General features: G+C 53.4%; 1 protein-coding gene and 1 pseudogene. Both read left to right on the top strand.

All coding sequences use genetic code 11. From position 1 onward, the window contains the following. Positions 1 to 549 (top strand): annotated as a pseudogene (locus NW857_RS13165) (UDP-galactopyranose mutase); the annotation flags it as partial. A 2-nt stretch (positions 550 to 551) separates the two neighbouring features. Beyond that, positions 552 to 1,047: mannosyltransferase family protein (locus NW857_RS13170; RefSeq protein ID WP_414369241.1), on the top strand; the 496-nt coding region annotated here is incomplete at its 3' end.

Here is a 1,047-nt window from a genome sequence, read left to right on the forward strand (position 1 = left end):
GTTTTGGTTTACTTGATCGTGGAGGGATCCCAGCTTTTCCCCGACAACTGGCTGTATATCAACGACCCAACAGTGCAGGTTGGTCGGGTAACCAACTTTGCCAATTGGTCACCGGCTATGCTCCCCAACCGGGAACAAACCCCCTTGTGCTGTGAGTATTGGTGCAACTTTGGGGATCCCTTGTGGCAAGCCCCTGAGGAGCAATTGCTGGCTTTGGCTGAGAAGGAGCTACGCCAAATTGGCCTGCTGCAAGGCCAGAAGATCCGCGGCGGCTTTGTGGTGCGCCTGCCCCGCACCTATCCTATCTATGCCGGCAGCTACAAAGAAGATCTAGCCACTTTGCAGAAGTATCTTGGCCAGTTTGAAAACTTGCAACTGGTGGGTCGCTACGGCTCGTTTAAGTACAACAACCAGGATCACAGCTTGCTGATGGGCCTATTGGCGGCGGAAAACGTCCTCCGCCCCGGCAGCCACGATCTCTGGCAGGTGAACTCCGACAGTGATTACCAAGAAGAGATCAAAGTGCCACCCCCACCTGCGAAGGTCTGACGATGAGCTTCTCTCTTAGCCATCTGTTGCGGCAAAGCCGGCAGCGTCTTGCCCCTTTCTCTATCCAGGTTCTGCTGCCAAGCTTAGCCTTGACAGGGTTGCAGATCTTCTTAATCTCCCTTTGGAGCCAGGAGGATGACTATGCTTCCATCTTCAAGGGTTTAACCCAGTGGGATAGCCATTGGTATTTGGGGATTGTGCGGCAGGGCTATCAGTTTGTCGGCTTTGACAAGATTGCCTACGAGCAGAGCAATGTGGCCTTCTTTCCTGGCTACCCTCTGGCCGTTATTGCCCTCAGCCGCTTGTTGCGGGTTGAGCCTGAGTTAGGGCTTTACCTGACCGCCCAGCTCTTTTGCTGGCTGATGTGGGTTTATCTCCTTCTACTTTACCGTCTCTGGCAGATCCCCTTGCTTTGGCAAGTTTTGGCAAGTTTGATGATCTTGGTCTATCCCAGCAGCTTTTACCTTGTCGTGGGCTACAGCGAATCCCTCTTTATGG

It is taken from the genome of Synechococcus sp. H55.9 (assembly GCF_047462355.1).
Classification (GTDB): Bacteria; Cyanobacteriota; Cyanobacteriia; order Thermostichales; family Thermostichaceae; genus Thermostichus.